General features: G+C 66.1%; 24 protein-coding genes and 1 pseudogene. 20 read left to right on the top strand and 5 right to left on the bottom strand.

The genetic code is table 11. From position 1 onward, the window contains the following. Positions 1-351: 351 nt before the first annotated feature. Together AC1DW9_RS24215 and AC1DW9_RS24210 are read right to left on the bottom strand one after the other, a co-directional pair. Positions 352-1008, bottom strand: a complete 657-nt coding sequence (locus AC1DW9_RS24215; protein ID WP_441508117.1) for a redoxin domain-containing protein — start codon at positions 1006-1008, stop codon at positions 352-354. 199 nt (positions 1009-1207) lie between these two features. After that, on the bottom strand, positions 1208-2113 hold the full coding sequence (locus AC1DW9_RS24210; protein ID WP_476776856.1) for a S1C family serine protease: 906 nt from the start codon (positions 2111-2113) through the stop codon (positions 1208-1210). 328 nt (positions 2114-2441) lie between these two features. Here AC1DW9_RS24210 and AC1DW9_RS24205 point away from each other — a divergent pair. Further along, positions 2442-2834: pseudogene (locus tag AC1DW9_RS24205) on the top strand (VOC family protein). Between the two features lie 382 nt (positions 2835-3216). Next, complete coding sequence (locus AC1DW9_RS24200; RefSeq protein WP_441508119.1) at positions 3217-4131, top strand: hypothetical protein; 915 nt, start codon at positions 3217-3219, stop codon at positions 4129-4131. A 175-nt stretch (positions 4132-4306) separates the two neighbouring features. Here the strand turns inward: AC1DW9_RS24200 and AC1DW9_RS24195 are convergent, their stop codons facing one another. The 3 genes from AC1DW9_RS24195 to AC1DW9_RS24185 all read right to left on the bottom strand — a co-directional run bounded on the left by AC1DW9_RS24195 (position 4307) and on the right by AC1DW9_RS24185 (position 6861). Further along, complete coding sequence (locus tag AC1DW9_RS24195; RefSeq protein ID WP_476776857.1) at positions 4307-5455, bottom strand: NAD(P)-binding domain-containing protein; 1149 nt, start codon at positions 5453-5455, stop codon at positions 4307-4309. A gap of 102 nt (positions 5456-5557) precedes the next feature. Further along, the gene (locus tag AC1DW9_RS24190; RefSeq protein ID WP_441493716.1) at positions 5558-6160 is read right to left on the bottom strand and encodes a hemerythrin domain-containing protein; all 603 of its coding nucleotides are present in this window, start codon (positions 6158-6160) and stop codon (positions 5558-5560) included. A 71-nt stretch (positions 6161-6231) separates the two neighbouring features. After that, positions 6232-6861, bottom strand: coding sequence for a hydrolase (locus AC1DW9_RS24185; protein ID WP_441508120.1), 630 nt, complete (start codon positions 6859-6861; stop codon positions 6232-6234). 122 nt (positions 6862-6983) lie between these two features. On the opposite strand from AC1DW9_RS24185, the gene AC1DW9_RS24180 reads away from it, so the two are divergent. From AC1DW9_RS24180 to AC1DW9_RS24095, 18 genes are all read left to right on the top strand, one after another. Continuing rightward, positions 6984-7880 carry a LysR substrate-binding domain-containing protein gene (locus AC1DW9_RS24180; RefSeq protein ID WP_441508121.1) on the top strand — a complete coding sequence of 299 codons (897 nt, stop codon included), beginning with the start codon at positions 6984-6986 and terminating at the stop codon, positions 7878-7880. A 106-nt stretch (positions 7881-7986) separates the two neighbouring features. Continuing rightward, on the top strand, positions 7987-8640 hold the full coding sequence (locus AC1DW9_RS24175; RefSeq protein ID WP_441508122.1) for a M15 family metallopeptidase: 654 nt from the start codon (positions 7987-7989) through the stop codon (positions 8638-8640). A 536-nt stretch (positions 8641-9176) separates the two neighbouring features. Next, entirely contained in the window at positions 9177-9605 is a 429-nt protein-coding gene (locus AC1DW9_RS24170) for a DUF2721 domain-containing protein (protein WP_441493719.1), read from the top strand. A gap of 272 nt (positions 9606-9877) precedes the next feature. Further along, on the top strand, positions 9878-10660 hold the full coding sequence (locus AC1DW9_RS24165) for a GntR family transcriptional regulator (protein WP_441493720.1): 783 nt from the start codon (positions 9878-9880) through the stop codon (positions 10658-10660). Continuing rightward, complete coding sequence (locus AC1DW9_RS24160) at positions 10657-12162, top strand: ABC transporter substrate-binding protein (RefSeq protein WP_476776858.1); 1506 nt, start codon at positions 10657-10659, stop codon at positions 12160-12162. Before AC1DW9_RS24165 ends, AC1DW9_RS24160 begins: the two co-directional genes overlap by 4 nt. Before the next feature lie 6 nt (positions 12163-12168). Further along, positions 12169-13095, top strand: coding sequence for an ABC transporter permease (locus tag AC1DW9_RS24155; protein WP_441493722.1), 927 nt, complete (start codon positions 12169-12171; stop codon positions 13093-13095). After that, positions 13092-13949, top strand: a complete 858-nt coding sequence (locus tag AC1DW9_RS24150; protein WP_441493723.1) for an ABC transporter permease — start codon at positions 13092-13094, stop codon at positions 13947-13949. Before AC1DW9_RS24155 ends, AC1DW9_RS24150 begins: the two co-directional genes overlap by 4 nt. 11 nt (positions 13950-13960) lie before the next feature. Beyond that, positions 13961-14746 carry an SDR family NAD(P)-dependent oxidoreductase gene (locus AC1DW9_RS24145; protein WP_441508124.1) on the top strand — a complete coding sequence of 262 codons (786 nt, stop codon included), beginning with the start codon at positions 13961-13963 and terminating at the stop codon, positions 14744-14746. An 11-nt stretch (positions 14747-14757) separates the two neighbouring features. Further along, positions 14758-15666 (top strand): polysaccharide deacetylase family protein, encoded by a 909-nt coding sequence (locus AC1DW9_RS24140; protein ID WP_476776859.1) that lies wholly within the window; start codon positions 14758-14760, stop codon positions 15664-15666. Further along, positions 15666-17210, top strand: coding sequence for a gamma-glutamyltransferase family protein (locus tag AC1DW9_RS24135; protein WP_441508126.1), 1545 nt, complete (start codon positions 15666-15668; stop codon positions 17208-17210). The genes AC1DW9_RS24140 and AC1DW9_RS24135 overlap by 1 nt, the downstream gene beginning before the upstream one ends. Further along, on the top strand, positions 17207-18187 hold the full coding sequence (locus tag AC1DW9_RS24130; protein ID WP_476776860.1) for an ABC transporter ATP-binding protein: 981 nt from the start codon (positions 17207-17209) through the stop codon (positions 18185-18187). The genes AC1DW9_RS24135 and AC1DW9_RS24130 overlap by 4 nt, the downstream gene beginning before the upstream one ends. After that, positions 18184-19155, top strand: a complete 972-nt coding sequence (locus AC1DW9_RS24125; RefSeq protein WP_441508128.1) for an ABC transporter ATP-binding protein — start codon at positions 18184-18186, stop codon at positions 19153-19155. The genes AC1DW9_RS24130 and AC1DW9_RS24125 overlap by 4 nt, the downstream gene beginning before the upstream one ends. 137 nt (positions 19156-19292) lie before the next feature. After that, positions 19293-20228 (top strand): transcriptional regulator GcvA, encoded by a 936-nt coding sequence (gene gcvA / locus AC1DW9_RS24120; protein WP_476770911.1) that lies wholly within the window; start codon positions 19293-19295, stop codon positions 20226-20228. A gap of 235 nt (positions 20229-20463) precedes the next feature. After that, the gene (locus AC1DW9_RS24115) at positions 20464-21966 is read left to right on the top strand and encodes an ABC transporter substrate-binding protein (RefSeq protein ID WP_476776861.1); all 1503 of its coding nucleotides are present in this window, start codon (positions 20464-20466) and stop codon (positions 21964-21966) included. A gap of 103 nt (positions 21967-22069) precedes the next feature. Further along, positions 22070-23017, top strand: a complete 948-nt coding sequence (locus AC1DW9_RS24110) for an ABC transporter permease (protein ID WP_441508131.1) — start codon at positions 22070-22072, stop codon at positions 23015-23017. Next, on the top strand, positions 23014-23889 hold the full coding sequence (locus AC1DW9_RS24105; RefSeq protein WP_441508132.1) for an ABC transporter permease: 876 nt from the start codon (positions 23014-23016) through the stop codon (positions 23887-23889). Before AC1DW9_RS24110 ends, AC1DW9_RS24105 begins: the two co-directional genes overlap by 4 nt. Continuing rightward, on the top strand, positions 23886-24890 hold the full coding sequence (locus AC1DW9_RS24100; RefSeq protein WP_476768951.1) for an ABC transporter ATP-binding protein: 1005 nt from the start codon (positions 23886-23888) through the stop codon (positions 24888-24890). The genes AC1DW9_RS24105 and AC1DW9_RS24100 overlap by 4 nt, the downstream gene beginning before the upstream one ends. After that, a complete protein-coding gene (locus AC1DW9_RS24095) occupies positions 24887-25987 on the top strand; it encodes an ABC transporter ATP-binding protein (protein ID WP_441508134.1) in 1101 nt (366 codons plus the stop codon). Before AC1DW9_RS24100 ends, AC1DW9_RS24095 begins: the two co-directional genes overlap by 4 nt.

Below are 25987 nucleotides of genomic sequence, written 5' to 3'. Positions count from 1 at the left end.
TGCGATCAGAGCACAGTTCGCCGGCAAGGACAGGCCGCCAGCCCACGCTTTTCGAGGGGGTGCCGCCGGAGCTACATGCATGGCTGGGGCGATGATCGCCTCAGCCATGCGCTTCTGGAAGGAAGCAGGAATTGGAGGGGGAGCCGATCGTCGTCGGGGCTGATAACGGCGCTTCTGTCGGCTCGTCATCCTCTCCTGGTGAGAAAAGCCTCGAAAGGAAGCGGTTCCCGCTGGTGCTACCGAGATAGGTTGCCTGCCCGGCCGCTACGGTTCAGAGCGAACAGGCGTGATCACCGCTGTTCGCCGCTCCTCCTCCCGCTCTTCATCGAGTGCGCCCGCCCGCTGCCTGGTTCAGGACGCAAAGAGGGCTCGCGCTGCAGCGAGGATTTCCGCCGTCGAGGGGAATTTTCCGATACCGGCGAGCCCTTCGGAGCCGCATTCGATGTTCGCCCAGCGGATGACTCCATGCGGATCGATCAGGAACTGGCCCTTGAGCTGGGGCCATTGCTTCTCCATGTCGGAGTGGTCGGTCGGGCTCTCCCTATAGCCGTCGAGCCTGGTCAGACTGTCAGCGGCCTCCCTGATCGGCACGGGCTGCGGGAACTCATCATTCGGATTGATCCGCAGCGTCGCAAAAGCCTCCAGTAACTCCGGGGTCGCAGGCGGCTTCGGCACACCATAGGCGCGATGGGTGGAGAGCTCCGGATCGACCGCCAGGCGCAGGTTGCTCGGGCGGAATTTGAAGTAGAGCTGCGCGTTCTCCAGCGGCGTTGCCACAATCCCAAGCGTTTCCACACCGATGGCCTTGAGCTCGCGATCGGTCGCCGCCATGTGCGCGATCGCCCGCCGGCAGAACGGGCACCACAGCCCCACGAACAGCGCAAGAAACACCGAATGCCTTTCGCGGTAATCGGAGAGCGACGCGATCCCGCTTCCGTCGACCGTAGGGAGGACAAAATCAGGCGCCAATTCGCCTGGCGAGGCCGGGGGCCGGAATCCATTTGCCATACGAAGACTCTCCGCCTGACGAACTGGATCAGTTGAGAACCGGCAGGATCATGCCGGGGCCTCGGCCGGCAGGCAGGAACCTATTCCGGCCGTTCAAGTATAACTCTGCCGCAGCCCGGTTCCCAGCCTTACGGTGCAGTGCGGCGGGATTCCGTACGCGTCGGCGCGGCCCGGAGTCTGCTCCGCCCCGCTTCGCCGCTCACTGCAGATGCGGCTTCTTCAGAAAGCTGCCCCTGTCGGCCGACCGGATGCGAAGCCATGTCTCGCGGCCGTCGCGGACGACCCTGATCGGGACCTCGGCGCCTGCCGGGCCGCTCGCCCAGAGCTTCCGATAGAAATCGGCCAGGCCGTCGATCTCGCCATCGCGAACATCCGAGATGATGTCGCCGGGACGCAGGCCCGCCTGGGCTGCCGGCCCGCCTTCGGCCACGCTCATCACCACGACCTTGCCATTGCTCTCGGCCGAGAAGGCGCCGAGCCAGGGGCGTGGCGGCTTGTCGACCCGGCCCCGGGCGAGCAGATCGTCGAGGATCGGCGGAAGCAGATCGATCGGCACGACCATATTGACGTCAAAGATCTCGCCGGCCCGGCCCATCCGCAGGTGCAGCGAGCCGATGCCCAGGAGCTTTCCATCCGGTCCGAACAGCGCCGCACCACCCCAGGACGGGTGCGCCGGGGCGGTGAAGATGGCTTCGTCCAGCAGATATTCCCAGTAGCCGGCGAATTCCTGCTTGGCCACGATATTGGCCTCCACGACTTGCCCGATGCCGTCTGCAAGCAGGACGGACTCGCCGATTTCGGCATCAGTGGCGGCGCCGAACGCGACCGCCGGCAGGTCGAGCCGCTCAAGCGCCTGGACCAGGCCAAAGCCGGTCTCCTGATCATAGGCCAGCGCATGCGCTGGCACCACGCGACCAGTCCACGTCGTCAGCCAGACGTCCTCAGCTTCGGTAATCAGATAGCCGATGGTGAGCACCAGCCCATTGTCCCGAATGACGACACCGCTGCCTTCCCGCCTTGTACCCAGCGCGGAGGCCGTAAAGGCATCGGCAGGAATGGACGAGCGAACGCCCACGACGGACTGCAAGATCGGGCCGATGCTCATCGTTCCATCCTGAAAGGGCGCGGCGCTGAGATCGAGGCGGTGCGCCGGCCGGCAGAAACTGGATAGCTCTCTCAAAAGGTATGAACCGGCCTGATCGACACAAGGCCCCGACGGTGATTGAGCGGTCGGTTACCCGAATGTGATCGACACAGACCGGCCGCTTGGAGACGCCTCCGCCCTTCTCGTCCAGGTTGTATTCCTCTAAATTGCGGATGGACACGGGAGACAACAAGGGATCGGGGCCCTGTCCGGACAAAGCTCGACATGCGGAACAGGGCGAGAGTGGACCACAACCCATTTCTCAGGAAACAGCTCTAAGGCACTCATCATGCGAATCTATGTGAGCAGCGTTTTCGTCGACGACCAGGCCAAGGCCCTGGACTTCTATACCGGCACGCTTGGCTTCATCGAGAAGAACGATGTTCCCGTCGGCGACTACCGTTGACTGACGGTCGTATCACCGGAGGAACCAGGAGGAACCGAACTGCTGCTGGAACCCAGCGCGCATCCGGCGGTCAAGCCCTACAAGGACGCTCTCGTCAAGGACGGCATTCCCGCAACCTCGTTCCAGGTCCAGGATCTGAATGGAGAATTTGCAAGGCTTAGCGAGCGCGGGGTCGTGTTCACGCAGGAGCCGACGGATGCAGGCCCTGTGCGGATGGCGATCCTGGACGACACCTGCGGCAATCTCATCCAGCTGATCCAAATGAAACAGGGCTGAACGCCATTAATCTTCCCGAAATCCGGCATCCGCCTTTACGACAGATGCCTAGCTTGTCGGTGATCATGCGCCGGGGCACACCCTGTCGCAGGCACGGCCGCATGGGCCAACAGGCGCACCGACGACAACAGTGCTCTCCCCCAGTCCAAGCTCGGTTGGCACAGGCCCACGTGACGTTGCCCCTCGGTCCCAATCCAGTTTGACGTTCGTTCGGTACGCAAACAGAGGCGCCAAAGCGTCTTAGCCGCTACGGTCAACAAGTGGTAGGAACGACCGGTTACCGGGGCATGGCGGCGTGATGACGAAGCTTGGTCTTGATTGCAGAATGTCGGAAGCAAGCTGCCGCTCGCAAAGAACCTGGCTCCATCGAAAGAGAGGTCCTGTGGCCCGCTCGGTGCTGATCACGATCGCCGTTGCGTTCGCCGGTGCGGCCCTGTCCGCCGAACCGCAGCCGAGCAAGGCTCTTCCGCCTGCATCGGCAACGGCCGCCTGCCTTGAGCAGAACAGCCTGCCAAACGACGTTTTCGGCTTCAATTCGGGAAGTGACGTCAATGATCTCGGACAGTTTTCTCTCTCGGGAGCATATGGCGGTTCGTTCGGAGCGCGCAGCGGCCCACTCGCGTCGCACAACCTCAATGTCCAGGCGACCTACTCGCCATGGCGCTGTGTCGAGCTCGATCCCTTCGCCTTTGCGGGGGTGACCAATTCGAAGACGTTCGGTGCGAAGGCCAACGGCTCCACCGTCGGCGGCGGTATCGAGATGAAGTACAAGCTGCTCGGGCGCGATACAAATGGCGTCGGCCTGACCTTCGACGCCGTGCTCCAGGGCGCGGCAACCGATGGCGCGTTCTACACGCTCACCGGACGATCGCGCAGTGTCTATGACGGCGTCTTCTCGGTGTTCCTCGACAAGGAACTGGTCGCCGGCAAGCTCTACGGGGCTCTCAACGTCAGCTACGACTGGAACTATCAGGACCTCGGCTCGCCAAGCGGCGGCTATGCCAGAACCTCGATAGCTCGCATTGGCGGCGCGCTGACCTATCAGCTTGCGGACAGTTTCTTCATCGGTGCCGAGGCAAGCCATTTCCGGCGTTACGATAACCTTGCCTTCGGTCATGTCCTCGGTCAGGCGACGTTCGCGGGGCCGAACTTCTATTGGGCCTTCACGAAAGATTGGGCACTCTCCGGTGCCTGGAGTATCCAGGTGGCCGGTCGCGCCACCGGTGTTGGCGGCAATGTCGATCTGACCAATTTCTCCCACCACATCGCCAAGCTGAAGCTCAACCATGATTTCTGACGTGGTTCACGCCGCTTTGGCTTGCGGGGCGGATGGCTCGCACCCAGAGCCGATGACGACGGCTCATAGCGGATGATGGCGAAGCCCTCGGAAGCGCGCCGCGCTGCTCGGCGAGGTCGAGGGCTTGAAGGCCAGGATACAGCCGATCGACGGTCAGGTTTCGGCAATCGAGCAGCTAGCTGACGAGGCCGAGATAGCCCGCAAGTTCGCGCGCCGCGGCAGCGCCCGCCCGGTTGGCGCCGATCGTCGAGGCCGAGGGGCCATAGCCGACCAGATGGATGCGCGGGTCCTTGGCGACCTGGGTCGCGAGCCGGCCTGTCATGACGATGCCGCCCTTCTCGTCCCGGATCTGCAGCGGCGCCAGATGGTCGAGCGAGCTGCGAAAACCGGTGCACCAGAGAATGACATCGGCCCTTTGCTCGGCTCCGTCGGCCCAGCGCACACCCTGTTCGGTGATCTCGCTGAACATCGGCACACGCTTCAGCACGCCGCGCTCGCGGGCGGCAAGCAAGGCCGGTGTCAGTGGAATCCCGGTCACCGCCACGACGGAGCCGGGGATCAGGCCCTGCCTGACCCGGTCTTCGACCATGGCGACGGCGGCGCGCCCATCTTCTGCCGTGAAGGGACGGTCCCGAAACTGCGGCTCCCGCCTGGTGACCCAGGTGGTCGAGGTGACGCGGGAAATCTCATCGAGCAATTGCAGAGCGGAGATGCCGCCGCCGACCACGATGACATGCTTCCCGGCGAACGCGTCGGCTGTGCGGTAATCGCGGGTGTGAAGCTGCCGGCCCAGGAAGCGGTCGGCTCCCGGATAACTCGGAATATAGGGTGTCTCCCAGGTGCCGGTGGCATTGATGATGCTGCGGGCCGAGAAGGTTTCGCGATCGGTCTCGATCCTGAAGCGGTCGCCGCGGTCGCAGACGACCTTGACCGCCACCGGGCGATAGACCGGCAGCTGAAACTTGCGTTCATAGGCCGCGAAATACCGGGGAACAGCCTCGGACGCCCTCACCTCGGTCAGGCCGGGTTCGATCACATCGGAGAACTGCATGCCCGGCAGGTCATGGATCCGGTTGACCGTGCTGAGCGTCAGCGACGGCCAGCGATATTGCCAGGCGCCGCCGGCTTCCGGGGACTTGTCGAGAACGAGATAGTTCCTGCCGGCCAGAAGACCGAGATTCTGCAGGTGATAGGCGCTGGACAGCCCCGCCTGGCCGGCGCCGATGACCATGATATCGACCTTGATCACGGCTCGGACATCGCCCCTCAGTGGGGACGACTCGGTCGTATCGGGCGGGTCGGAAGGCTCGAGATCGGCGCTCATTCCCAAAGCCATGAGACAGGAAGCGCGCGAACTCAAGCCATCCTCCCAAAGCGCAGGCACGACACCTGCCGCGGCGCGGTCGACGCCGCTTGCCGCGAAGGGTCACCCGAATTCCGGATCATCCCGGGTGCGTTCCAGGATGAGGGGGATAATCAGATCCTCTTCATCCCAGAGATGCCGCAGCAGGGTTCGGTCGAAGCCCTCGATCTCTCCGGCGATCCGCTCGGCCACGCGCAACGCGTCCCCGTCGCGCCCCGAGACCTCGCCCGACAGCGCTGCGATGAGCTCGCGGCTGGCGCTTCCGAGCCGGTCGATCGCGCCATGGATCACATCGTGGTCATTGTCGAGGATATCGAACCCCTTCTGCAGCCTCGGTGCCGCTGCGGCAAAGGACGGGAAGTAGTGCTCATCCTCGACGCGGTGATGTCCATCGAGCTCGCCGAGCAAAAGGCCCATCCGGCGCTGGAAGAGCGGTAAGAACGCGGCTGGGGACGTGCGACCTTCCCTGAGATCGGTTGTCATGCCGCCGATCAGCACCGAGAGCTCCCGAAACAGATCATGCCTCTGGAGCCAGCCTTCGGCCAGCCCGTGCAGGCTCGGATCATTCGCCCACTGGTCGCGCGGGAACTTGCGCAGCAATGCGAGTAGCTCATCCGGCAGGCCGCCCCTCACCTCGACATTGAGTGCCCTGTCGATGTCCTTCATTTCGTCGCTCTCCTTTCCGCATTGGGGCGCTGGGCCGGCCGTGGCCGAGAACCACGGCCGGCCCAGGCCTATCAGCGCGTGCCTTCCTTCAGGCCGAGCAGCTGCCATTCCCAGCGCAGCCCCTGTCCGAAGCCACCGCCATGTTCGGCGAAAAGCTTGGCGACCTCGTCAGCCGTCGGGCGCGCCCAGTCGCGCTGCAGCTCGGAGACATAGGCAATGGTGGTGAGCGGCTGCGCGCCGGCCTGGACCATGCGCTGCACGCCGCGCTCATGGCCCTCGGTGCTGCCTCCGCCGGATGCATCGGTGACGATGTAGACCTCGTAGCCGTCGGCAAGCGCGTCGATCACCGGCATGCTCAGGCACACTTCGGTCCACAGACCCGCCATCACCAGCTTCTTCTTGCCGGATTTCTTGACCCAATCGAGGACGCGCTGATCATCCCAGGAATTCAGCCCGGTCCGGTCGACCGGCGTCTGATCCGGGAAGACGGCCTGGACCTCCTCGAACAGCGCCTGGCGCTCGGCGAAGGCCGTGGTGAGCAGGGTCGGCACCTTGAACAGCTTCGCCGCCTTGGCGAGGAAGGTCGTGTTGTTGACGACCGCTTCGCTGGTGTGGGAGCGCAGCGCCAGCAGCTGCAGATACTGGTGATCGATCAGCAAGAGCGCGTGATCATCGGGGGTGAGCAGAGAACTCTTGGCCATATCGATATCTCCGTAGGGTTCGATCGAGGCCGCGGCCCCGATGCCTCAAGAAATATTCGTGGAACGAATTTGCCTGTAGTCGGCCATAACGGTACTGTCCGTTCCAAAAATGGAACGACGCGATGCAGGATCTCAATGACCTCTTCTATTTCGCCCGTGTCGTCGAGCATGGCGGATTCGCACCAGCCGGGCGCGCGCTCGGCATGCCTAAATCGACGCTGAGCCGCCGCATCGCGCTGCTCGAGGACAGGTTGGGGAGCCGGCTCCTGCAACGTTCGACGCGGCATTTCGGGATGACCGAAGTCGGCGAAGTCTATTACCGGCACTGCGTGGCGATGATCGCCGAGGCAGAAGCCGCCCAGGAGGCGATCGACAACACCAGCGCCGAACCACGCGGGATGATCCGCGTGACATGCCCGATCTCGCTGATGCTGAGCTTTGTTTCCCCGGTCATGTCGCGTTTCCTGATCGCCCACCCGCAGGTGCGCGTGCAGCTCTCTGCAACGAACCGCCGCGTCGACGTGATCGAGGAAGGGGTCGACATCGCCCTGCGCGTCCGGTTTCCTCCGCTCGAGAATGAGGGGCTGGTGATGAAGCGGCTCGCAGAGAGCCGGCAGCTCCTGGTCGGAAGCCCGGCTCTGCTCGACCGGTTCGGCCGGCCGGAAACGCCTACGCAGTTGAGCCGGCTGCCAGGGCTGGATCTGATCCGGTCCCCCCCCAGACATGCCTGGGAGCTTCGCAACGCTGCGGGCGAACCTGTCAGCATCGCGTTCGAGCCGCGATACGCCACCGACGACATGGACGCCCTGCGGCAGGCGGCCGAGGACGGCGTCGGCATCGCTCAGCTCGCGGACTATCTCGTCATGGACAAGGTCGCCTCCAGCGCGCTGGAAATCATCCTGCCGGATTGGACGCTGCCGAGCGGAATCGTGCATGCGGTCTTTCCCTCGCGCCGCGGGCTGTCACCGGCTGTGCGCGGCTTCATCGACTTTCTCGCGGCGGAATTCCAGGCGAGATGACCCCGGCCAGCCTGCGGCAGCGCCCCTGACGCGCACTGCCTTGCCATTCCCGAGGGCCGGACGATCCCGCCTTCCCTTGACTGCATCGGGCTGCGACTGTGCAGCCATGCCTGCACCAATACGCTCCCTTGCACGCTTCCTCGCACGCCCCCTGCGCCTGGGTCTCCTCGCCATCGCGCTCCTCGGCAGCGGCTGGGGGAGCGGCGCCCATGGTCAAGCCAGAACGGGCGTGCCGGCAACTGCGGATGTCGCTGCCCCCTACGGACCGGGCGGCGTCTATGCGCGGATTCCGGCTGTCGATGAATACGGACGGGATCAACTGGCGATGTTCCGCGCCTGGAACCCCGATCCGGTCGGACATCACGATGCCAATCTCCGGGCGATCCAGCCGGCGCTCGCCAGGGTGGTGCGCCGGGCCCGGGCCGACAATCCCGATCTGCGCTTCGTGATCGGCTCAGGCCGGCGCGACCGCACACTGCAACGCCAGGCGGTCGCCTGGGGCTGGTCCAGGGTGCATGCGAGCTCACACCGTTCGGGTAATGCCGTGGATCTGTGGCCGCTCGATGCGGAGGGCCGGGTGATCTTCGATCCGAATGCCCAGAACCGGATCGCAGTTGCACTCAAGCGTGCCGCCACCGAACTGGGCGTATCGCTGCGCTGGGGCGGCCGTTTCCGCGGCTACAAGCACATGGACCGCTCGCATTTCGAGCTGTCGCTCGGGGCAAGGGCGTCACGGAAGGTGGGTTCCGCCTCCCGGTGATGATCCGCTGGCCGGACAGAGTGCAGGCGGGCAAAGCCGAGAATGGCAACCGCTTCATTGACCAACCCCGGTGGCTGGCTGTGCGAGAAGGCCAAGGTCCACGTTCGCCTCGGCCCCGTTCGAGCGTACGGGTTGGCCCGACAGCGGAACCAAGTATGGTGCGCGGCAATACCTCTCTTGGTTCATATCTGAATTCTGGCGCTTCGTCTTCGTTCAGCAGCAGGTCGAGAAACCTGTCACGAGGACGTTTGAATTTTCACCGATGCAGAAGGGCGCGGGCTTCAACCTCGATGCGGTGAAGGCGAAAATCGACGTCGCCCGAACCGACATGGTCAAGTAAGGGCCAAGCCTACGGCCAAAGCCATATCACGGCAGGCGGATCAAAGCTGCCCGACGTGACTTATCCGCAGATCGCGACGCTTTCTGGAAGGGCGCCATGAAACCCAAATACGCTGCAGCCCCACTCGCGCCCCTAAGGGCCCCGCAGGGCCGTCACGCCCCGCACGTCAAGCAGACGCAGCGGGCACGGTGAAACGGTGCTTTCCGAGCTGCCCTCCGTCAATCACCTGTCGCTGGTCATAACCCAGGCAGCGGCCCCCGCCTTCCTCCTTGGCGCGGTGGTCGGCCTCATCTCGGTCTTGATCAACCGCCTCGAGCGCATTCTCGACCGGTCGCGAACATTGAACGCGCTGGATCGTTCGATCGCCCCGGATCTCAAGGCGGACTTGCCCCGCCTCGAACGGCGAGCAGGCTTGATCAACAGCGCCATCGTGTTCGCGATTTCCAGCGGGGTGACGACGATCCTGCTGATGGTTGTTGCCTTCGCCCTCGCCTTCCTGGGCTTAGCTCACGAGCGCGGCGTAGCGTTTCTCTTCGTCCTGTCCGTTGGACTGTTCGGCGCCTCGCTCACTCAATTCCTGCGCGAGGTCCAGATGGCGCTTCAGAAGATCGATCTCATCAGTTGACCGAACGCCCGGGCCAGATCATCGGACCGGATGCGGATCCGGTCCGATGATCCAATCTTTCTTAATGGGCATCAGCTTTCCCGAAATCCGCAATCCACTTTTCGGGCCCATGCTTCAGGTCCTCACCGCCTCCGAAGAGACTGTAGCCCCTGCGCTATCGGCCCGGCCCGAACAGCCGACCGCGTCGTGCGCGTTCGACGCCTCCAAGGCATTCTATTTGAGATGTCACAAAGCACTTGTGAAATCTCAGAATCTGATCCAGCATGCCTGCCATGCTCGATACCTCGCCTGCGTTCGCGCCATCCTCGTCGCTCCCGGTTGCGGAGACGCAGCTCGATGTCGCAAGCCGGCGGCTGCGCAAGGCGGTCGTCTCCTGCGAGCTTGCGCCGGGCGAATTCGTCCATGAGGCCGCCCTGGCCGAACGCTTCGCACTGGGCCGCGCCGGTATCCGCGTCGCGCTGACCGAGCTCACCGCGGCCTGCTTCGTCGACCGGCACGCCCGCCAGGGTTGGCAGATCGCACCCGTCGACGGCGCCCTGATCGCGAGCGTACTGGACGGCCGCCGCAGGCTGGAGCCGTCGCTGGCGACGCTGCAGCCGAGCGGGCAGACCCAGGCTGCACTGGCCGCGCTGCTTGGCGTGATGGACTCTGTCCGGGGCCGGACCGAGCCGGTGGCGCTTTCGACCGCGCGCTCCGCCGAACGGCAGCTGCGCAACCTGCTGGCCGCGGCGACCGGGACGCTTGCCCGCCGCTGGCTCGGCGACATCTGGGACCATGCCGATCGGATCGTGCGCATGCTCGACCTCGCCGGCCATCCGATTGCGCCGGCTGAGCTCGGCGATCTCGTGAGCGCACTTGCCGCTGGCGATGCCGAGGCGGCGAGCCTCGCCATCGCCGCGGAGCACCGGCGCTTCACCGAGGCACTCGCCCAGGGCCTGATGCTGGCGGCATCGCGGCCCGCGCCACCACCGGCCCGCTCGGCAAGGCGCTCGCGACGGACGACGACCATCACCACCGACCAGCCCCGCCCCCTCTCGAAGGAGCAGCAGCGATGACCCCTCTCTCACGGAATGCTCGTCTTGCTGCGCTGGCCGCAGCGCTCGCTTTCTCTGCCGCCCCCGCCCATGCATCGAAGGAGCGCTTCGTCGTCGACCTCGTCAACGAGCCGTCCTCGCTTGATCCGCAGGTGCAGTGGAACCCCGACAGCTACTATGTCTACCGCAACATCTTCGACAATCTCGTCACCCGCGACGACAAGGGCGAGATCGTCCCGCAGGTCGCGACGAGCTGGAAATACCTCTCCGACACCGAGATCGAATTCGAACTGCGCTCCGATATCCTCTTCCACGACGGTTCGAAGCTGACCGCCGAGGATGTCGCCTACAGCGTCAAGCGCATCACCGACCCGAAATTCGGCAGCCCGCAGCTCGGCCAGTTCGACAAGATCACCGATGCCGTCGCGCTCTCGCCGACCAAGGTGAAGCTCACCACCAACGGCGCCTATCCCGCCCTGCTGGCCCAGCTGGTCAAGCTCTCGATCGTGCCGAAGGCGGTTGTCGAGGCCGTCGGCAAGGATGCGTTCAACCTGAAGCCCATCGGCAGTGGCCCCTATAAATTCGAAGGCTGGCAGCGCGGCGTCCAGGTCTCGCTCACCCGCAACGATGCCTATTGGGGCGACAAGGGTCCGTTTCCGGCGGTGATCTTCCGCGCCGTGCCGGACGGAGCGACCCGGGTCGCCAATCTCCAGGCCGGCACCAGCGATCTCGGCGTGACGCTCGACAGCGATCAGGCGGCCCAGCTCAAGTCGTCGGCCAAGGCCAAGGCCCTGATCGGCCTGACCGAGCGCGTCGCCTATCTGCGCCTCAACACCACCAAGCCGCCGTTCGACAACGTCAAGCTGCGCGTGGCGGCGGCCCATGCCATCGACAAGGAAGGCATGGTCGACGGCCTGCTCGGTGGCTTCGACAAGCCCGTCTCGCAATTGCTGACGCCTGCGAGTTTTGGCTGGATCGAGGGCATGAGCGGCCCTGGCTTCGACCTCGCCAAGGCCAAGGCCCTAGTCGCGGAGGCCGGCCCGGCGGCAAAGGCCGAGATCGAGCTTGCGACCGCACCGGTCTTCGATCAGCGCATCGTCCAGGCGATCCAGCAGCAGCTCGTCGATGCCGGCTTCACCGTCAAGATCGCGATGACCGACATGGCGACCTATCTCAAGCGCTCGCAGGCCGGCCCCGAGGCCACCTCGACGCTGAGCTTCGGGCGCTGGTCCTGCGCCTGCCAGGATGCCGATGGCGTGCTCTTCCCGCTGGTCCACAAGAGCAGCGGCTGGTCGGCCTATCGCAACCCGAAGGCCGACAGCCTGCTCGAGGAGGCGCGCCAGACGCTCGACAAGGACAAGCGGCTTGCCGCCTACAAGCAGGTTCACGAGATCATCGCGACGGAAGCCCCGCTCGTGCCGCTCTATCAGGCGGCCGTGCTCTACGGCGCGACCAAGAACCTGCAGTTCAAGCCGACGCCGAATGAAAGCATGTTCCTGAACCGCATGAGCTGGGTGGACTGAGGCTTCGTGCAGGGCTTTCTTCTCAGGCGTGCCGGACAGGCGCTCGTCACCATCCTCGGGGTGGTGACGCTGATCTTCTTCGTCCAGCGCCTGACCGGCGATCCGACCTATCTGCTGGTGCCGGAGACCGCGACCAAGGCCGATGTCGAGGCGCTGCGCCATGCGCTCGGCTTCGACCGGCCGCTTCTGCTGCAATATCTCGACTTCCTGGCTGATCTCGCCCGTTTCGATCTCGGCCAGTCCGTGGTGCAGCGCGTGCCGGTGCTGACGATCATCGCCTCGCGCCTGCCCTACACGCTGATGCTGGCGGCGGGCGCGCTCGTCGTCGCCTGCGGCATCGGCGTGCCGATGGGCATCCTGCTCGCGGTGTTTCGCGACAGGCCGATCGCCAAGGCTGCTTCCGGCATCGTGCTGGCGGCCCAGAGCATGCCGACCTTCTGGAGCGGCATCCTGATGATCCTGGTCTTCTCGGTGCTGCTCGGCTGGCTGCCACCCTCCTCCACCGGCGATTTTTCGCATCTCATCATGCCCTCCTTCGCGCTCGGCCTGCTCAGCATGGCGACCTTTGCGCGGATCACCCGCTCGGCCCTGCTCGACGAGCTCTCGAAGGACTATGCCCGCACCGCCCGCTCGCGCGGGGTCCGCACCGGCCGGCTGCTGCTGCGCCATGTCGCCCGCAACGCCTCGATCCCGCTGATCACAGTCGCGGCGCTGGAAATCTCGAACCTGCTCGCCGGTGCGGTGATCGTCGAGACGGTGTTCGCCTGGCCCGGCATCGGCCAGGTGACTGTGCAGGCGATCCTGGCCCGCGATTTCATGATCGTGCAGGGCGTCGTGCTGATGGGGGCCTTCGTCACCGTGCTGCTCAACCTGCTCTCCGACGTACTCTACAGCATCATCGATCCGCGCATCGTGCTGGACGGGGCGCGATGAGCGCGATCGCTGCCTCCAGCCCTGGCCCGCGCCGCCGCCTCGCGCTTGGCCGCTGGTGGCCGGTCGCGATCATCGCGCTCGTGGTGCTGGTCGCGATCCTGGCGCCCTGGCTCGCGCCCTATGACCCCAATGCCCAGAACCTCGCCGGCCGGCTGAAGCCACCAGGCACCGTCTCGCGCAGCTTCCATTACTGGCTGGGCAGTGACGAGCTCGGCCGCGACCTGCTCAGCCGGATCATCCATGGTTCGCGGGTCTCGCTGATCGTCGCCTTCGCCTCGGTCATCCTGTCGGGGACCGTCGGCACGGTCCTGGGCATGATTGCCGGCTATCGGCGCGGGTTCGTCGAGGTCGCGGTGATGCGCGTCGTCGATGTCTTCCTCTCGATCCCGGCCGTGCTGCTCGCGATCATCACCGTCGCGGTGCTGGGGCCGAGCCTCGTCAACGTCATCATGGTGCTCGCGCTGACGCGCTGGCCGCGATACGCCCGCGTGGCCTATAGCCAGACACTCACGGTCGCGACGATGCCCTATGTCCGGCTGGCCGCGCTGATGGGCGCCGGCGCCGGGCGCATCCTCTTCCGCCATATCCTGCCCAACATCATCGGCGCGGTCAGCGTCGTCGCGACGCTCGAATTCGGGCTGATGGTGCTGTTCGAGGCGGGCCTTTCCTTCCTGGGGCTCGGCGTGCAGCCGCCGACCGCGAGCTGGGGGGCGATGCTCTCGACCGGCCGCAACTATGTCGCGACCGCCTGGTGGGCTGCGACCCTCCCCGGGCTTTGCCTCTTTGTGCTCGTGCTGGCCGTCAATCTGACGGGCGATGCCGTGCGCGACCGCCTCGACCCCCGTTTCCGCTAGGGATCATGACCATGTTCGACGACATCAAGGGAAGACGCGCGCTCGTCACCGGCGCCTGCGGCGTGATCGGACGCTGGATCGCGGAAACGCTGCACGAGGCCGGCGCGGTGCTGGCGCTGACCGATGCGCGCGAAGACGAGCTTGCGGCCCTAGCGGCTTCGCTCGGGCTCGGCGGCGAGAGCTTCACCAAGGCGGCCGACCTGACCGACGAAACCTCGATCAAGGCGCTTGCGGCCGAGATCGGTACGCGCTGGGGCGCGGTCGACATCCTCGTCAACAATGCCGGCATCTATCCCAGCGGCTTCCTGCTCGACACCTCGACGGAAGAGTTCGACCGGATCTTCTCGGTCAACCTGCGCGCACCCTTCATCCTGACCCGGGAGATCGCGACGCAGATGGTGCGCCAGGGCGTCAAGGGCTCGATCATCAACATCTCGTCGGGCGCCTCGCGCAAGATGCGGCGCACCGTCGTGCCCTATTGCACCTCCAAGACGGCGCTCGACCGGCTGACCAAGGGCTTTGGCGTCGAGCTCGCCGAATTCGGCATCCGCGTGAATGCGCTCGAGCCCGGCTTTGCCGCCGGCAGCAAGGTCAGCGACCTGACCGAGGCGCATATCCAGAGCACGATCTCCCAGATCCCGCTCGGCCGCCCCTCCTCGCGCGAGGATGTCGGCAATGGCCTGCTTTATCTCGCCAGCAGCGCCTCGGCCTATGTCACCGGCGCGACCCTGACGATCGACGGAGGCAACTCCATCGGCTCGCTCGCCGTCCATCAGGACAAGAAGAACCCGCTCTAGTGGAGGGCACGATGACAACCTCCCTTGCGCCTGCGCGCTTTCCCGTCTCGGATTACGAATGGCCGGCCGGCAAGAGCAGCGCCTTCTGCTTCAGCGTCGATGTCGATGCCGAGAGCCCCTATCTCTGGAACCTGTCCGAGGGCGCGCCCGCCACGCTCGGACAGATCGAGCAGCGGCTGTTCGGCCCGCGCATCGGCATCTGGCGCATCCTCGACCTGCTCGACCGCTACGGCATCAAGGCGACGATGTTCGTGCCGGGGCTGGTGGCGAAGAACCATCCGGAATTGCTGCCGGCCTTCGTCGAGCGCGGCCACGAGATCGGCCTGCACGGCTATTTCCACGAGATCGCGACCGAAGCCGGTCCCGAGGAATTCGCCCGCGCGCTCGATGAATCGCTGGCGCTGTTCAAAGCCCAGGCCGGAATCGTGCCGAAGGGGTTCCGCTCGCCGGCCTGGGAGATGACGCCGGCCATGCTGGCGGAGGTGAAGCGGCGCGGCCTCTATGACAGCTCGCTGATGGGCTTCGACCATCCCTACACGATCGACGGCATTACCCAGGTTCCGGTGCTCTGGGCGGTCGATGACGCGATCTATTTCCGCTTCACCGGCAGCCCGACGGACCGCGCCCCGCCCTCGCCGCAGGGCGGCATCCTCGAAGCCTGGCTCGACGAGTGGCACATGCTGCATCGCGAGGGCCGGATGATGATGCTGACGATCCATGACTGGATTTCCGGCCGGGCCGGGCGGATCAGGATGCTGGAGCGGCTGCTCGACGCGGTGACCTCTTCGCCCGGCGTCTGGATCGCGACCGTAGGCGAACTCGCGGCCCATCATGCCGCAAGCGCCAATGCCCAGCGCTTCAGCGTGCCGTTGCGCCTGGCCGAGCCAAGCGCGCCACGACGCTTCAAGACGCCGTGCTGATGCAGACCTTCACCGTCCGCCGGCCTGCCGTCCATTCGGCCCATGGCCTCGTCGCCGCACAGAACCGGCACGCAGCCGAGGCCGGCGCGGCCGTGCTCTCTCGCGGCGGCAATGCGATGGATGCGGCCATCGTCACCGCATTGGTGCTCAGCACGGTCGAGCCCTGGCTCTCCGGCATCGGCGGCGGTGGTTTCCTCGTCCATGCCGATGGTCGGACGGGGGCGACCGAAACGCTCGATTTCAATGTCCGTGCGCCTGCCGGCATCGACCCGGCGGATTATCCGCTCACCGATGCTCAGACCGGCAACTGGTTCGCCTGGCCCTCCGTGGTGGGGGACCGGAACGTCTCCGGCTATGGTGCGATCTGCGTTCCCGGCGCGATCGCCGGTTTCGCCGCGGCGTTGGAGCGTCATGGCACCCTGTCCTGGGAGGAAGCGCTGCAACCGGCGATCGAGCATGCCGAGCGCGGGCTGGAGATCGACTGGTTCGCGGCGCTCTGCATCGCGATCGAAATGGCGGGCATCGCCCGCGACCCGGTGCTCGCCGCCCTGCTGCTCGACAATGGCCATGCGCCCAAGGCCGGAGCCGATACGCGGCGCTTCAAGCCGATGGTGCAGAAGGCGGCCTTGCTCAGGCGGTTGGCGACGTCCGGCGCGCGCGACTTCTACGAGGGCGAGACGGCGCGCATGCTGGCAGTCGATCTCGCCGCCGGCGGCTCGGCCATCCGGCCGGGCGATCTCGCAGCCTATGACGTCACCTGGGCGCCGCCGCTGACCGGGCGTTATCGCGATTTCGACATCGCCGCCATTCCCGGCCTCAGCGGCGGGCCGAGCTTCCTCGATGCGGCGGTGCGTCTGGCGTCCGGCCCGCTCTCGCGCGAGACGACGCCTGCGCAACGGGCCCTGCTCTATGCCAGCGCCATCCGCGAGGCCTATGCCACGCGCCTGACCACGCTCGGCCATGCAGCGACACCGCAAGCGGGCTGCACCTCCCATGTCAGCGTGGTCGATCGCGACGGGACCATGGTCTCCTTGACCAACACCCTGCTCTCACGTTTCGGTGCCAAGGTCGCGCTGCCTAATGCCGGCATCATCATGAATAACGGCATGATGTGGTTCGATCCACGCCCCGGCCAGCCGAACAGCATCGCAGCCGGCCAGAAGCCGCTCGCCAATATGTGCCCGCTGGTGCTGAGCCAGGACGGGCGACCGGTGCTCGCCATCGGCGCGGCCGGCGGGCGCACGATCTTCCCGACCGTGCTCCAGCTGATCTCCGGCATCGCCGATCTCGGTCTGTCCCTGGAGGAGGCCTTCCATCGCCCGCGTATCGATGCCTCGACGCCGCGCATCAAGATCGACGCCCGCGCCGAACCCGACGTCGCCGCGACCGTCGCCACCGCCTTCCCGGTCGAGATCGTCGAGGACACGCTCTATCCCGTAAATTTCTCGATTCCCTCGGCGGTGATGACCTCTTCCGCCGGCGGCTTCATCGGCATGGCCCATCCGACCAGCGCCTGGGCGGCAGTCGTCGCGGCAACCGCATGAGCACGACCGAGGCCCCCGTCCTGGCGATCGAGGATCTCGTCGTCGAGATCGACGGCAACCGCATCATCGATCAGGTCTCGCTTTCGGTCGGTGCCGGACGGATCCTCGCCATCGTCGGCGAATCCGGCTGCGGCAAGAGCCTGACCGCGCTCTCGGTGCTCGGCCTGCTGCCGAAGGCGGCACGGTTCAAGGGCGGCGCGATCCGGCTCAACGGGCGCGACCTGACAGGGCTTGGCGAGGCCGCGCTCTCCGATGTCAGGGGCAATGAGGCGACGATCATCTTTCAGGAGCCGGTCGCCTCGCTGAACCCGCTGATGCGTGTCGGCGAGCAGGTCGAGGAGGCGCTGATCCTGCATCGCGGCCTCTCGGCCAGCGCCGCGCGCGAGGAGGCGACCGCGATGATGACGCGCGTCGGCATTCCCGATGCGACGCGGCGCGCGCGCCAATATCCGTTCGAGCTCTCGGGCGGGATGTGCCAGCGCATCATGATCGCCTCGGCACTGATCTGTCGCCCGGCCCTGCTGATCGCCGACGAGCCGACGACGGCGCTCGACGTGACGATCCAGGCCCAGATCCTCGACCTGATGCGCCGCCTGCGCGAAGAGGTCGGCACCGCGATCGTGCTGATTACCCATGACATGGGCGTCGTTGCCGATCTCGCCGACGATGTCTGCGTGATGTATGGCGGGCGCATCGTCGAGAGCGGCGCGGTCGAACCGATCTTCGCCGAACCGCACCACCCCTATACCAAGCTCCTGCTCGCCACGATTCCGACGCTGCAGGGCCAGCGCAAGGCCGTGCTGCGCACCATCGAGGGCATGGTCCCGAGCGCCGGGTCCTGGCCCGATGGCTGCCGCTTTCGGACGCGCTGCCCGCTGGCGGACGAGGCCTGCCTGGCGCCGCCGCCTCTCGCCTGCGTCGGAGAAAGCCATCGCACCGCCTGCTGGCATTCGGACCATGTCGAGGCGCTGGTATGACCGCATCGCCGCTGCTTCAGGTCCGCGATCTCAAGGTCCATTTCAAGCTGCGTCGCGGCGTCGGTACGCCGGGCGGCGTGGTCAAGGCAGTGGACGGCGTCTCCTTCGACGTTGCGGCCGGCCGCACATTGGCGCTGGTCGGCGAATCCGGCTGCGGCAAATCGACGACCGCCTATGCCGTGATCGGCCTCGAACAGGCGACGGGTGGCACGGTCGCGTTCGATGGCCGCGACATCACCGGGCTGAAGGGGCGCGAGCGGGCGCAACTCGCCCAGGAAATCCAGATCGTCTTCCAGGATCCGAGCGCCGCGCTCGACCCGAAGATGAGTATCGAAGCCAGCATCAGCGAGCCGCTCGCCATCGCCGGCTGGACGCGCAGCGACCGGCGAAAGCGGGTGGCCGAGCTGCTCGACCGGGTCGGCCTTCCCGCCGCCTTCGCGGAGCGTCTGCCGAGCGCGCTCTCGGGCGGGCAACGCCAGCGCGTGGTGATCGCACGCGCGCTGGCCCTGTCGCCGCGCCTGCTCATTCTCGACGAGCCGGTCTCGGCGCTCGATGTCTCGATCCGCTCGCAGGTGCTGAACCTGCTGCTCGAGCTGCAGCGCGATCTCAACCTCGCCTATCTGTTCATCTCGCATGACCTGTCGGTCGTCAGGCATATCGCCGACGAGGCGATGGTGCTCTATCTCGGCACGGTCATGGAAAGCGGGCCGATCGATACGATGTTCGAGGCGCCGCAGCACCCCTATACGCAGGCGCTGCTCTCGGCGATCCCGCTGCCGGACCCGCTGCTGCAACGCCGGCGCGAGAAGATCATCCTGACCGGAGACCTGCCGAGCCCGCTCTCGCCGCCGCCAGGCTGTCCCTTCGTCAGCCGTTGCCCGATCCGGATCGAGCCCTGCAGCGCGGCCCGTCCGCCCCTGCTGGAGACGGCGGCAGGGTCGCGCGTGGCCTGTATCCTGAGGCACTAGCAGCTGGCCCTTCGGAACGGAGGCTCGAACTGCCGGAGACGCAGGGCAAATGCGCTCTGTCCGCGGGCGAATTGCCGTATCCAACCCAACGGCCCATCGCTATTGAACGGTCCTTGTCGATCCGCCCGGAACCCATCGTGCGCCGCGTCCTGCCGTCTCTGCCTTCGTTGACGATCTTTGAGGCGTCGGCGCGCCATTCGAGCTTCACCCGCGCGGCCGAGGAACTGAATCTCTCGCAGAGCGCGGTCAGCAAACAGGTTCAGTCGCTGGAGGCCTTCCTGGGCCTGCGCCTGTTCGAGCGCGTGAGACAGCGCATTGTCCTGACCGAAGCGGGACAGCTCTATCTCGCCAGGGTGCGCGAGGCCCTCGAGATCATGGAATCGGCAACCATGGAAGCGCTCGCCTTCCAGGGCGGCGGCGGAATACTCAACATCGCCACCCTTCCCACCTTCGGTGCGCGCTGGCTTGCCCCGAGGATCGGCGGTTTCCGGGCTCTGCATCCGCGTTTCGCCCTCAGCCTGACCGTTCGGGCCTGGCCCTTCGACCTCGTCGAGGAGAACATCGATATCGCTGTCTATTTCGGCGAGAAGCCCTGGCCCGGCGGTCCATCCGACCTGCTGATGGAGGAAGAGATCATTCCTGTCTGCGCTCCGTCGCTGCTGGCTCCCCACGGGCCCGTCAGCACGGTCGCGGATCTCGATCGGCTCGCCCTGCTCCATCACCGCGCACGGCCGCGAGCCTGGAAGGACTGGCTGCAGCTGGCCGGCGCGAGCGAGGTCAACCCGTTCCACGGCGTTCGCTTCGAGCAGTTCGAAATGATCATCCAGGCTGCGATCAGCGGCATGGGAATGGCGATCGTGCCGCGCTTCATGATCGAAGCCGAACTGGCCGACGGAAGGCTGGTCGCACCATTCGCCCGCGCGATGAAGAGCGCGGAATCCTACTACCTCGTCTGCCCCGAGCGGAAACGAGATCTGCCGGCAGTCCAGGCGTTCCGACGCTGGGTCCTCGATGAGGTGAGCGTGTTCCGGCAGCGCCAGCGCGACGAAAACCGGCTCGCACCGAAGGGCTGAAACTTCATTCCCCGAAGGAATGAAGTGACGCGATCTTATCGTTATGGCCGGCGCTGGCAGCCACCTTACTATGCCGTTCGCGACCACCAGAACCGGGTTTGCGGGATCTGGCAGGGAGAGCGGCTCAATCGCACGGGAGCGGGTTTTGTTGGATTCTTTCGGGTCACGCGCGGCGAGCCTTGCTTTCGCGCTTCTTCTCGCCGCGCCGGCTGCTGCTTTGGCGCAAGAGAGCACGTTGACGGCCCTGCGAACGAGCGACGCCGATCGCTACGACCCCCAACGCACCACGACGCTCGCCGCAGCAGAAGTGCTGTACATGGTCGGCGAAACGCTGGTCACGCTCGACCGCGACCTGAAGACCGTTCGCCCCGGCCTGGCGGAACGCTGGGAGGTCAGCCCGGACGGCCGGACCTATACGTTCCATCTCCGCCGCGACGTGAGCTTCTGCGACGGCAAGCGCTTTACCGCTGCGGCTGTCGTGGGCACGGTCGAGCGCTGGCTCAATCCGGACTTCGCCGGCGTCAGCAAATGGAAGGCGGGCAAGGTCGAGAGCATCAAGGCGCTCGACGACTACACCGTGGAGTATCGTCTCAAGGAACCCTACTCCGAACTGCTCTATCAGATGACGCAGTTCAACTTCGTCATCATCGACCCGGAGCAAGCAGCGGCGCTGAAGGACAATTTCGGCATTTCCGCATTCAATGGGACCGGCCCTTTCTGCTTCCGTTCCTGGAAGCCGCGGACGGAGACCGTGCTGACCCGGCACGACGCCTATCGCTGGGGGCCGGCCTTCATGGAGAATGCGGGGCCGGCAGGTGTCGCCCGCTTTGTCTGGAAGATCGTGCCGGAGGCTGCGACGCTCGTCGCCGCCCTGCAGACCGGCGAAGGCGACCTCTCCTATTCGGTACCGGCCTGGGCCGTTGCCGAGGTGCAGGCGAACCCGAAGATCCGGCTCCTCAATCCCCTGGCCTTCCGCACCCATTATGTCGGCATGAAGATCACGCGCCCGCATCTGGCGGACAAGCGCATCCGCGAAGCCATCAGCCTCGCCATCGACGAAGGCGCGATCGCCGATGCCATCTTCTTCGGCGAAGCCGAGGCGGCGAACGCCTATTTCTCCAAGGCGACCCTCGACTTCAATCCCGGGATGAAGCTCGGCGCCTTCCGCTACGATCCGGTCCGGGCCAAGGCACTACTCGACGAGGCCGGCTGGGTCGCGGGTCCCAAGGGCGTCCGCATGAAGGACGGCAAGCCGCTCTCGCTGAATTTCTACGGTTTCACGGGCGACGCCAATCGCCAGATGGCCGAGGCCATCCAAGGGGATCTGCGCAAGATCGGCATCGATCTCAAGGTCGAGCTCTACGACGCGACAATCGTCTGGGGCAAATTGCGGACCCAGGATTTCGATCTCTACCAGATGAACTACCCCTATCTGAGCGCCGGCGAGGCGATGAACCTCTACTTCCTCTCCAGCAACATGCCGACGCCCAACCGGATGAACTGGAACGACCCGGATACCGATCGCCTGATCGAGGAGGGCAACCGCGCGACCTCGCCGGAAGCGCGCTACAGCGCCTTCGCCCAGGCCGAGGCGATCGTCCATGAGGCCGTGCTCTGGAAACCGCTGGTGAACGAGAAACTGACCGTCGTCTCGCGGACCACCCTCAAGCCGTTCAAGCCGCACGGCATCAGCGGAGCGGCGCTCTACAACGGGTTGGACCTCATGCCGGCGAAGTAACGGCGAGCAAGCCGCCTGCGCCGCTCGGCGCGCCGGATGTGGAACAGGCGACGGCAAGGGGCACCTGGATGCCCGGAAGCCGTGCGCCCAGGGACGAATTGACGTGACGCGACAGCTGTTTTGGCGCCTCCTGAGCTCGCTACCGATCCTGCTGGGGGTGCTCTTCGCCGGGTTCCTGCTCTTGCAGGTCATTCCCACCGACCCGGCAACCATCATCGCTGGCCCCACGGGGACGGCGGCCGAAATCGATGCCATCCGGCGCCAGCTGGGTCTCGACGCCCCGATCCTGGTGCAGTTCTGGCTCTACATCCTGCGGGTCGCCCAGGGCGATCTTGGCCGCTCGATCATCAACAACGCCCCGGTGCTCGACGAACTGGCCTCTGCACTGGGCCCCACCGTGGAGCTCATGGTGGCGAGCCTGAGCTGGGCGGTGCCGCTCGGCATCCTGTTCGGCACGCTTGCCGCCACGCGGCGCGGAAAAGCGTTCGATCGCGCGGTCATGGCGCTGTCGGTGGCCGGCGTGTCGGTGCCGGCCTTCTGGGTCGGGCTGCTGCTGCTGCAATTTGCGGCCTATCGCTGGCAGCTGTTTCCGCTCCAGGGCCGTGGCGGACCGCTCTGGACATTGCAGGGCCTGCATCACGTCGCACTGCCGGCGCTGATGCTCGGCGTCATCTTCATCGGCCCGGTCGCACGGATGACGCGGACGGCGGTGGTCGAGGTGCTGGGTGCCGATTTCATCCGTACCGCGCGGGCCAAGGGCGCATCCGAGTTCCAGGTCGTCACGCGCCATGCGCTGCGGACGGCGCTGATCCCGGTCGTGACGCTCATCGGCCTCCAGATCGGATCGCTGCTCGGCGGCGCAGTCATCGCCGAGACGATCTTCTCCTGGCCGGGCGTCGGCCGGCTCGCGGTGGGCGCCATCGTGTCGAGCGATTTCCCGATGGCGCAGGGCGCCATTCTCGTGATCGCCTGCGGCTTCATCGTCGTAAACCTGATCGTCGATACGCTCTACGGCCTGCTCGATCCGCGCATCCGGAGTGCCCTGCGATGAGCGCCCAGGGTCCCGCATCGACCGTAACAGCTGCTCGCCCGTCTCGGCCGGGCATGTTCCAGCGCCTCAGGAGCGACAAGGTCGCGCTCGCTGCGCTGATCCTCCTTCTCGTCATCGTCGCGGCAGCCGTGTTTGCGCCACTTCTGACGCCGTTCGACCCCTATCATACCAATCTCCGGCTCCGGCTGCGTCCTCCCGGCGGCGCTCACCTCCTCGGAACGGATTCTCAAGGCCGCGACCTGTTGACCCGCCTGCTCTACGGCACGAGGACGACCCTGATCCTCGGCTTTGCCGGGGTCGCCATCGGCACCTTGATCGGTGGCAGCATCGGGCTCCTGGCGGCGTTCTATCGCCGGCTCGAAGGGCCGTTGATGCGCATCGTCGATGTCCTGCTCTCGTTTCCCTCGATCCTGTTCGGCCTCGCGCTCGCAGCGATGCTCGGCATCGGGATGGACAGCCTCGTGATCGCGCTGGGGCTATCGGCCTCGCCCCGGATTGCCCGCGTCACCCGCGCGACGGCCGCGACAGTCATGCAGGCGGAATATATGGAGGCCGGCCGCGTGATCGGGCTATCCGACGCGACGCTGATCCATCGCTACCTCCTGCGCAATTGCGCGGCCTCGATCGTCGTCTACTGCACGCTGCAATTCGGCGAGACGATCCTGCTCGCAGCGGCTCTCGGCTTTCTCGGCCTCGGCCTGCAGCCGCCGACCGCGGAACTCGGCAGCATCGCGGCCGAGGGGCGGAGCTTCATCTTCCTGGCGCCGCATGTGTCGACCGCCGCCAGCCTGCTGATCTTCGTGATCGTGCTGTCCTGTAACGTTCTCGGGGACGCCTTCCGCGACCTCACGGATCCGAAATTGCGCCGATGACGACTGAGACACCCGTGATCGAGGTCCGCGGACTGCGCGTCTGCTTCAACACCGCTGCCGGCAAGGTGATGGCGGTCGACGCGGTCGACTTCGCCGTCGGCGCCGGCGAGACGCTCGCCATCGTCGGAGAATCCGGCTCGGGCAAGAGCATCATGTCGCTCTCGCTGCTGAGGCTCGTGCCTGCGCCGGGCGAGATCACGGCGGGGCAGATCCTGTTTCGCGGCGAGGACCTCGTCGCCAAGCCCGCCCATGCCATGCGCGACATTCGCGGCGGCCAGATCGGCATGATCTTCCAGGAGCCCAACACGTCGCTCAATCCCGTCCAGACGATCGGCGACCAGATCATCGAAGCGATCCAGTTGCATGAGCCGACGAGCCATGCCCAGGCGCATGCAAGGGCGATCGAAGTACTGCAGCTGACCGGCATTCCGTCGCCGGAGACGCGGGTCAAGGCCTATCCGCACGAGCTCAGCGGCGGCATGCGCCAGCGGGCGATGATCGCAATGGCGCTGGCCTGCCGTCCCAGGCTGCTCATCGCCGACGAGCCGACAACGGCTCTCGACGTGACCGTGCAGGCCCAGATTCTCGACCTGATGCGGGAGCTGAAGGCCACGACCGGAGCCGCCATCATCCTCATCACCCATGACCTCGGCGTCGTCGCGGAGATGGCCGACCGTGTCGCGGTGATGTATGCGGGGCGCATCGTCGAGACCGCTCCGGTCGGGGCTTTGTTCGACAGCCCCGAGCATCCCTATACCGTCGGCCTCCTCAGCTCGATGCCGGCGATCGAGGGCGACGAGGAGCCCCTCACGCCGATCGAGGGCGGCCCGCCCGATCCATTGGCCCTGCCTCCCGGCTGCGGGTTCCAGCCCCGCTGCCCGTTCGCCATTGCGCGGTGCAGCACGCAGGTCCCACCACTCCGCACAGTCAGGCCGGGGCATTCCTCCGCCTGCTGGCGCACACCGCTTCTGGAAACCCTCATGCAGGAAGGGCAGGCATGATGCCGGCTGCGGATGCCGCCACCACGCTTCTCACCGTCGACGGGCTGAGCAAGCAGTTCAGCGTCGCAGGCACATGGCCGTGGCAAAGGCGCAGGCTGAGCGCCGTCAACGACATCAGCTTCTCGATCGCGCCGGGCGAAACCCTGTCGCTCGTCGGCGAAAGCGGCTGCGGAAAGTCCACGGCGGGGCGAATGCTGGTCGGGCTGACGGCCCCCAGCAGCGGACGCATCCTGTTCGAGGGGCGAGATATCGCGACCCTGTCGTCAAGCGAGCGGCGCGCCCTGCACCGCAATGTTCAGCTGATCTTCCAGGACCCTTACGGCTCGCTCAATCCCCGCATGACGGTCGGCGAGCTGATTGCCGAGCCCGCCCTGCTCTTCGGCCTCGCCGACAGGCACAGCGTTGCCGCCCGGGTCTCCGAGCTGCTCGGCCTGGTCGGCCTCGCCGACAGACATGCAGATCGCTACCCGCACGAGTTCTCCGGCGGACAGCGCCAGCGCATCGGGATCGCGCGTGCGCTGGCCGTCGAGCCGCGGCTGATCGTCTGCGACGAGCCGGTCTCTGCGCTCGACGTCTCGGTCCAGGCCCAGATCGTCAATCTGTTGCGGAGCCTGCAGGAACGGCTCGGACTGAGCTATCTCTTCATTTCGCACGGGCTGTCCGTCGTCCGGCACCTGAGCCACCGCGTCGCCGTGATGTATCTCGGCAATATCGTCGAGATCGGCCCGAAGGACGCGATCTTCGCCCACCCGGCGCATCCCTATACGCAGGCGCTTCTGGCCGCCGCGCCGGTTGCGCGACCTGGCGCACGCCGAAGCCGCGCCGTGCTGTCCGGAGACATGCCGAGCCCGCTCAATCCGCCGTCCGGCTGCCGCTTCCATCCGCGCTGCCCATTCGCCGTCGCGCTTTGTCAGCGCGAAGTGCCTGCGCTCACACCGGGCGATGACGGGCGCTCGGTTGCCTGCCACCGCTGGCGCGAGCTCGCATCGACTCCGGCCGCGGCGCAACCCCCGCGGCATGCGCCGCGCACCGCCCAGCTGCTGTCGCTCTATCGCAGTGCTGCGGCCGCCTCCGGCTCTCGCATCGGGACCAACTGA

This window comes from Allobosea sp. P4_E12, from assembly GCF_056401655.1.
Note: the sequence above shows the minus strand (reverse complement) of the source record. Positions and strands in the feature narration are given on the sequence as shown.

What these genes read in the sequence shown, in the direction of transcription:
- AC1DW9_RS24130 (WP_476776860.1), top strand. Translation starts at nt 17,207, where the DNA reads ATGAGCACGACCGAGGCCCCCGTCCTGGCGATCGAGGATCTCGTCGTC.
- AC1DW9_RS24150 (WP_441493723.1), top strand. Translation starts at nt 13,092, where the DNA reads ATGAGCGCGATCGCTGCCTCCAGCCCTGGCCCGCGCCGCCGCCTCGCG.
- AC1DW9_RS24195 (WP_476776857.1), bottom strand. Translation starts at nt 5,455, where the DNA reads ATGAGCGCCGATCTCGAGCCTTCCGACCCGCCCGATACGACCGAGTCG.
- AC1DW9_RS24215 (WP_441508117.1), bottom strand. Translation starts at nt 1,008, where the DNA reads ATGGCAAATGGATTCCGGCCCCCGGCCTCGCCAGGCGAATTGGCGCCT.
- AC1DW9_RS24135 (WP_441508126.1), top strand. Translation starts at nt 15,666, where the DNA reads ATGCAGACCTTCACCGTCCGCCGGCCTGCCGTCCATTCGGCCCATGGC.
- AC1DW9_RS24160 (WP_476776858.1), top strand. Translation starts at nt 10,657, where the DNA reads ATGACCCCTCTCTCACGGAATGCTCGTCTTGCTGCGCTGGCCGCAGCG.
- AC1DW9_RS24095 (WP_441508134.1), top strand. Translation starts at nt 24,887, where the DNA reads ATGATGCCGGCTGCGGATGCCGCCACCACGCTTCTCACCGTCGACGGG.
- AC1DW9_RS24145 (WP_441508124.1), top strand. Translation starts at nt 13,961, where the DNA reads ATGTTCGACGACATCAAGGGAAGACGCGCGCTCGTCACCGGCGCCTGC.
- AC1DW9_RS24125 (WP_441508128.1), top strand. Translation starts at nt 18,184, where the DNA reads ATGACCGCATCGCCGCTGCTTCAGGTCCGCGATCTCAAGGTCCATTTC.
- AC1DW9_RS24105 (WP_441508132.1), top strand. Translation starts at nt 23,014, where the DNA reads ATGAGCGCCCAGGGTCCCGCATCGACCGTAACAGCTGCTCGCCCGTCT.
- AC1DW9_RS24165 (WP_441493720.1), top strand. Translation starts at nt 9,878, where the DNA reads ATGCTCGATACCTCGCCTGCGTTCGCGCCATCCTCGTCGCTCCCGGTT.
- AC1DW9_RS24100 (WP_476768951.1), top strand. Translation starts at nt 23,886, where the DNA reads ATGACGACTGAGACACCCGTGATCGAGGTCCGCGGACTGCGCGTCTGC.
- AC1DW9_RS24210 (WP_476776856.1), bottom strand. Translation starts at nt 2,113, where the DNA reads ATGAGCATCGGCCCGATCTTGCAGTCCGTCGTGGGCGTTCGCTCGTCC.
- AC1DW9_RS24180 (WP_441508121.1), top strand. Translation starts at nt 6,984, where the DNA reads ATGCAGGATCTCAATGACCTCTTCTATTTCGCCCGTGTCGTCGAGCAT.
- AC1DW9_RS24190 (WP_441493716.1), bottom strand. Translation starts at nt 6,160, where the DNA reads ATGAAGGACATCGACAGGGCACTCAATGTCGAGGTGAGGGGCGGCCTG.
- AC1DW9_RS24140 (WP_476776859.1), top strand. Translation starts at nt 14,758, where the DNA reads ATGACAACCTCCCTTGCGCCTGCGCGCTTTCCCGTCTCGGATTACGAA.
- AC1DW9_RS24175 (WP_441508122.1), top strand. Translation starts at nt 7,987, where the DNA reads ATGCCTGCACCAATACGCTCCCTTGCACGCTTCCTCGCACGCCCCCTG.
- AC1DW9_RS24185 (WP_441508120.1), bottom strand. Translation starts at nt 6,861, where the DNA reads ATGGCCAAGAGTTCTCTGCTCACCCCCGATGATCACGCGCTCTTGCTG.